Origin of the sequence: uncultured Senegalimassilia sp. (assembly GCF_934632265.1) — a bacterium.
Classification (GTDB): Bacteria; Actinomycetota; Coriobacteriia; order Coriobacteriales; family Eggerthellaceae; genus Senegalimassilia.
The window spans coordinates 1-5273 of sequence record NZ_CAKTYH010000129.1; the positions used below are offsets into that span (position 1 = coordinate 1).

A 5273-nucleotide genomic window follows, 5' to 3' on the forward strand; every position below is an offset into this window, starting at 1 on the left:
GCGGGTACAGGGAAAAGGAAATGATGCGGGGCGTCTGTTGCGTGCGGGTGCCTTGACGCATCGGGAAAGGACGGCCTACATGAAATGGAACGTGGTCACGGATTCAAGCTGCGACCTTATCCCGTCAGACTATCGATCCGATGCGATCGAGCTATCCAGCGTGCCGTTCGAGATCAGCGTCGGCGTTCGCGGGTATACCGATAACGAGCAGCTCGATATCGAGGAGATGCTGCGCGATATGGAGCAGGAGAAGACCGCCAGCTACACCTCGTGCCCCGCTCCGGGCGCGTGGCTTGAGCAGTTCGAGAAGGGTGATCGAACTTTCGCCATCACCATCTCGTCGCAGCTTTCCGGCAGCATGAACAGCGCGCTGACCGCCCGCGATTTGGCGCTCGAGGCGGACCCGGATAAGAAGATCGCCGTGTTGGATTCCCGCTCTACCGGCCCTGAGCTGGTTCTTTGCGTGCGTGAGATCGAAAGGCTTGCCCGTGAGGGCGTCGACTTCGACGAAGCGGTGGACCGCGCGAACGCGTTTCTGGATAAGACCAAGGTGATCTTCGCGCTTTCGTCTTTCGACAACCTGATCAAAAACGGCCGTATGCACAAGATGGCAGGCTTCCTTGCCAAGGCGCTTGGCATGTGGGGCATCGGCAGCGCCAGCGACGAGGGCCGGATCGTCGTCGAGGGCAAGACGCGCGGCTCGAAGCGCACCGTCCGCGCGCTGGTCGAGTGCATGAGGGAGCGCGGGTTCTCCGGCGGCAACGTTGCCATTAGCCATTGCGACAACCATGCTGTTGCCCAGGCTCTCAAAGAGAGCATTTTGAGCGCATGGGCTGATTCCAAGATCGAGATTCTCCCGACCAGGGGCCTTTGCAGCTACTACGCCGAACGCGGAGGTCTGATTGTAGGCTTCTAGCCGGTAGATTGCCGCGCGTTCGTTGATTCTGCAGATACGGCTTCATGGACAACAGCATTTCCGAGACGAATTGAACCGCGCCCAAGAAGATTGCCTGGGCGCGGCTTGTTGCATTTCCCTGACGAAGTGGCATAGGGCAGGGACCCTGCTCTTTTAGGTTACAGGTCGTCGGGGCAGTCTAGTTCCGCTTCGATTTTCGCGCGGCGTTGTTTTGCCTCGAAGAATGCCAAGCACAGCGCGCCGAATACGGCAACGAAGATGGTCACGCCGAACACTACGCCCGTTGCCAGGTTCGCTCCCCAAAAGACGCTTTCAATCGGCACGATATGCGCCTCGGCGATACAGCGCATAGCAGCGATGGCGAGTGCGCTTGCGATGCCGGTGATTCCCGAGATGAGCAGGAAGTAGCCCGTGGGAATGTGCTCGGTTTGCCCGAAGCGGTTGGTATCGACATAGCCTTTCCGCGTCTGCAGCACAGCGCAGACGATCATTACAATGAAAAGCCATGCGTACATGACGGCGTCAACGGGATTTGCGAAGAGGCGAAACGATTCGTTGGCGTCGTTGTGCACCCACGCTACCTGCTGGGCCATGATTTGATACATAAGCAGCGTGAGCATGCCGAACGATAGCAACATGAACCCAAGCTTGTAGATTTTCGCGTTCTCGGCCTCAAGGCGCTCGTCCTTCGGGCCGGCGTATTCGCGCCATTTCTGGGCAAGTTTCATATTTTGCAGCTTCATGATTCTCTCCTAAAAGGATATGTTCGAGTTTGGGTTAACGTGCTGGGTTGCAGATGGCGAAACCGGGTTAGCGCTCTTCGTCCCAGAAAAGGTCGTTTAGGGTGACATGAAGGGTTTTGCAAATAGCGACGCATAAATTGAGCGTGGGGTTGTAACCGCCTGCCTCGATGAGGCCGATGGTTTGGCGCGTGACGCCAACGGCTTCGGCGAGATCGGATTGCGAAAGGCCGGCTGCCGCGCGCGCTGCCTTCATGCGTAGGTTTTTATGGCCAGGCATGGGCTTCCTTTCGATATATGGACAAATATCCGTTGCAACATGACAGAAATATATTGCATTATAGGTGCAGTGTCAACTATATGTTGCATTATGAAATGCAAATGCGGCATAATCGCTATCGGTGCAAGAAGCATTGCAAACGATCTCTCACGAAAAAGGCGCCTTGCAAAGAGCAAGGCGCCTTGGATGGGCGATATGTTGTTGCAGCTTATTCCCATTCCACCGTGCCGACGGGCTTGGGGGTGAGGTCGTAGCATACGCGGCAGATGCGGGGGACCTCCGCGTTGATGCGGGCGGTGATGCGCTTGAGCAGCGCCCAGTCAAGCTCGGGCACCTCGGCGGTCATGACGTCGACCGTGTTGATGCAGCGGATGATGCAGGGCCAGTCGTAGGCGCGCTTGCCCTCGCGCACGCCGGTTGCGCGGAAGTCGGGCACCACGGCGAAGTACTGCCAGATGGTCAGGCCCGCGTTGTCGATCTCCTCGCGCACGATGGCGTCGGCCTCGCGCAGCGCCTCCAGACGGTCGCGGGTGATGGCGCCCAAGCAGCGAACGCCCAGGCCGGGGCCGGGGAAGGGCTGGCGCTCGACCATGTTCTCGGGCAGGCCCAGCTCGCGGCCGACCACGCGCACCTCGTCCTTGTACAGCAGCTTGACGGGCTCGCACAGCTCGAACTGCAGGTCATCGGGCAGGCCGCCCACGTTGTGGTGCGCCTTCACGCCGTCCTGGGACTCCAGGATGTCGGGGTAGATGGTGCCCTGTGCCAGGAAGCTGACCTCGTTGCCGACCTTGCGGGCCTCCTCCTCGAACACGCGGATGAACTCGGCGCCGATGATCTTGCGCTTGGCCTCGGGCTCCTCGACGTCGACGAGTTTGCCCAGGAATCGGTCGGTTGCGTCCACGTACATCAGGTTCGCGTCAAGCTGGTTCTTGAACACGTCGATGACCTGCTCGCTTTCGCCCTTGCGCATAAGGCCGTGGTTGACGTGCACGCAAATGAGCTGCTTGCCGATGGCGCGGATGAGCAGCGCGGCCACGACGGAGCTGTCGACGCCGCCGGAAAGGGCCAGCAGAACCTTCTTGTCGCCGATTTGCTCGCGGACTGCGGCAACCTGTTCGTCGATGAACGCCTGGGCAAGTTCGGGGGTGGTGATGCGCACCATGTCGTCGGGACGCTTGTTCGGATCCATGCAGAGCTCCTTTAGTTCGCGGGCATGCGCTGCCGTGCGCAACGCATGAGTCATAACTCCATATTATATGCGGCAGGGTCCAGGTTTTCCTTTGCCGAGACCGGCTTTTTTGCCGCCGAGCAGCGGATTCGCCTTATTCGGCGGCAGGCGGGTTGAGCTCGTGTGCCGCCGGGAGTTGTGTGGGCCAAGGTTCGGTTTTGGTGGTCAGGAATTCGAGAAATGTGCATTTACGGGTGCTGTAGGCTGAGTAATCGCGGCATGAATCGGCCATGAGCGCAGATATATGCGCGAATTAGTCGACCTCGAGGCGATGTCGGGGGTGAATCGGCTATCCGACAGCGCAACGCTCGCCTTTTTGTCCGTCACCGGGGTTGCGTGGCGTGTTTTTCGATCTGGCTGGCGTGGTGGTCGTGGTCGTTGGCGCAAGTTCGGTGTCGTTGAGAGGGGCAGGCTCTCTTGCTCGGTGGCACGGGTTATGGCTTGTGCGGCTGCGGCGACTGCTTCCGCAGCGCCCGCGCAGGAGTCGTTGTAGGGGCAGCCGCTTTGCCTGCGTGTGCTGCACCCGGTGGGGTCGCGGGGCTGCTCCTGGCAATCGCGCGGTTGCTCCTGGTAGGATACGGTTACGGTATCGAGCGAAGAGGGGGTTTCATGAAGTACAGGCGTTTGGGTAGGACCGGGCTTGCGGTCAGCGAGATCGGCTTCGGCGCGGAGTGGATGCCGGGTGATGACCAGGAGAAGGTTTCCCGCCTGGTGGATTTCGCAGCGGAGCAGGGCGTCAACATCGTTGACTGCTGGATGGCCGACCCGGCGGTGCGCAGGGTGTTGGGCAACGCCGTTTGCGCGCATCGCGACAAGTGGATCGTGCAGGGTCACTTCGGCGCCACCTGGCAAAACGGCCAGTACACCCGCACACGCGACATGGATGCGGTGATCCCGGCCTGGGAGGAGCTGCTCGCTTGCTTCGGCGGGCACATCGAGCTGGGGCTGATCCATTTCGTGGACGTGATCGCCGAGTTCGAGCAGATCATGAACGGCCCGTTCATCGAGTACGTGCGTGCCGAGAAGGCTGCCGGCCGCATCGACCACATCGGCTTGTCCACGCACAACCCCGAGGTTGCGCTGCAAGCCGCGGTCACGCCGGACATCGAGATGATCATGTTCTCCATCAACCCCGCCTACGACATGCTGCCCGCTTCCGAGGACATCAACGACCTGTTCAAAGACGAATACCAGCCAGGTCTTGAGAACATGGACCCGCAGCGCAAGCGCCTGTACGCGCTGTGCGAGGAAAACGGCGTGGGCATCACCGTCATGAAGCCGTTCGCGGGCGGGCGTTTGTTCGACGCCGGGAAATCGCCGTTCGGCGCGGCGATGACTCCCGTGCAGGCTTGCCATTACTGCCTGACCCGCCCCGCGGTCGCCTCCGTGCTGGCCGGCTTCAGGGACATCGAGGAATGTGCTGGCTGCCTGGCGTACGAAACCGCCGATGACGAGGCGAAAAACTACGCGTCCATCCTGGCCAGCGCGCCGCAGCACGCCTATTTCGGCAACTGCATCTACTGCGGGCATTGCCAGCCTTGCACGGTGGGCATCAACATTGCCGAGGTGAACAAGTACTCTGACCTCGCGCAGATGCAGGACGAGGTGCCTGCGTCCGTGCGCGACCATTACCTTGCCCTTGAGGTTCGCGCCGGGGACTGCACCGGATGCGGCGCCTGCGAGGCCAACTGCCCGTTCGGCGTGCCTATCGCGCAGCGCATGGAGGAAACCGCCGCGTTGTTCGGCGCTTAGCGGGGAAGCGGCGCTTAGCGGGGAAGGGGAATGTCGGGGGTCTAAGCATGGTCGTCCGCGCTAGGGATATTGGCGGGATAGGCCCGTTCCCTGATTGCTCCGACGTCAAGCACCTTTGCGGTTGCGGTGTGCAGATCTGCTCCGCAGCTTCCAGGCAAGGGTACTCTGCTGTCTGACCAGGCATTTCTTTCAATATGCGTCCATACGGCGAGCAATCTCTTGCCTCAAGCGATTATTTTCGTTCGCGATTATATGCTATTGCAAATATTATCATTGTTTGGGTATAATCGGCGAAATGACAGGCGCCCTTTCGCATGCGAAGGGGCGCCTGGTGGTATGGGGACAAAAAGAAGGGAA

The 5273-nt window shown here is 60.3% G+C and carries 5 protein-coding genes; 2 read left to right on the forward strand and 3 right to left on the reverse strand.

The window, feature by feature from the left end; all coding sequences use genetic code 11:
• The first annotated feature begins 79 nt into the window (after positions 1-79).
• Positions 80-916, forward strand: a complete 837-nt coding sequence (locus tag Q0H50_RS08290; protein ID WP_294421317.1) for a DegV family protein — start codon at positions 80-82, stop codon at positions 914-916.
• A gap of 158 nt (positions 917-1074) precedes the next feature.
• On the opposite strand, the gene Q0H50_RS08295 is transcribed toward Q0H50_RS08290, so the two are convergent.
• From Q0H50_RS08295 to guaA, 3 genes are all read right to left on the reverse strand, one after another.
• Positions 1075-1659 (reverse strand): hypothetical protein, encoded by a 585-nt coding sequence (locus Q0H50_RS08295; RefSeq protein WP_294421319.1) that lies wholly within the window; start codon positions 1657-1659, stop codon positions 1075-1077.
• Between the two features lie 67 nt (positions 1660-1726).
• A complete protein-coding gene (locus Q0H50_RS08300) occupies positions 1727-1936 on the reverse strand; it encodes a helix-turn-helix transcriptional regulator (RefSeq protein ID WP_294421321.1) in 210 nt (69 codons plus the stop codon).
• 208 nt (positions 1937-2144) lie between these two features.
• Complete coding sequence (guaA, locus tag Q0H50_RS08305) at positions 2145-3125, reverse strand: glutamine-hydrolyzing GMP synthase (RefSeq protein WP_294421325.1); 981 nt, start codon at positions 3123-3125, stop codon at positions 2145-2147.
• Positions 3126-3773: 648 nt separating this feature from the next.
• Between guaA and Q0H50_RS08310 the strand changes: the two genes are divergently transcribed.
• Positions 3774-4916 carry an aldo/keto reductase gene (locus Q0H50_RS08310; RefSeq protein ID WP_294421328.1) on the forward strand — a complete coding sequence of 381 codons (1143 nt, stop codon included), beginning with the start codon at positions 3774-3776 and terminating at the stop codon, positions 4914-4916.
• Positions 4917-5273 lie beyond the last annotated feature (357 nt).

Bases quoted from the DNA above. Each gene is read 5' to 3' on its own strand.
- Q0H50_RS08290 (WP_294421317.1), top strand. From the start codon at position 80: ATGAAATGGAACGTGGTCACGGATTCAAGCTGCGACCTTATCCCGTCA.
- Q0H50_RS08295 (WP_294421319.1), bottom strand. From the start codon at position 1,659: ATGAAGCTGCAAAATATGAAACTTGCCCAGAAATGGCGCGAATACGCC.
- Q0H50_RS08300 (WP_294421321.1), bottom strand. From the start codon at position 1,936: ATGCCTGGCCATAAAAACCTACGCATGAAGGCAGCGCGCGCGGCAGCC.
- guaA (WP_294421325.1), bottom strand. From the start codon at position 3,125: ATGGATCCGAACAAGCGTCCCGACGACATGGTGCGCATCACCACCCCC.
- Q0H50_RS08310 (WP_294421328.1), top strand. From the start codon at position 3,774: ATGAAGTACAGGCGTTTGGGTAGGACCGGGCTTGCGGTCAGCGAGATC.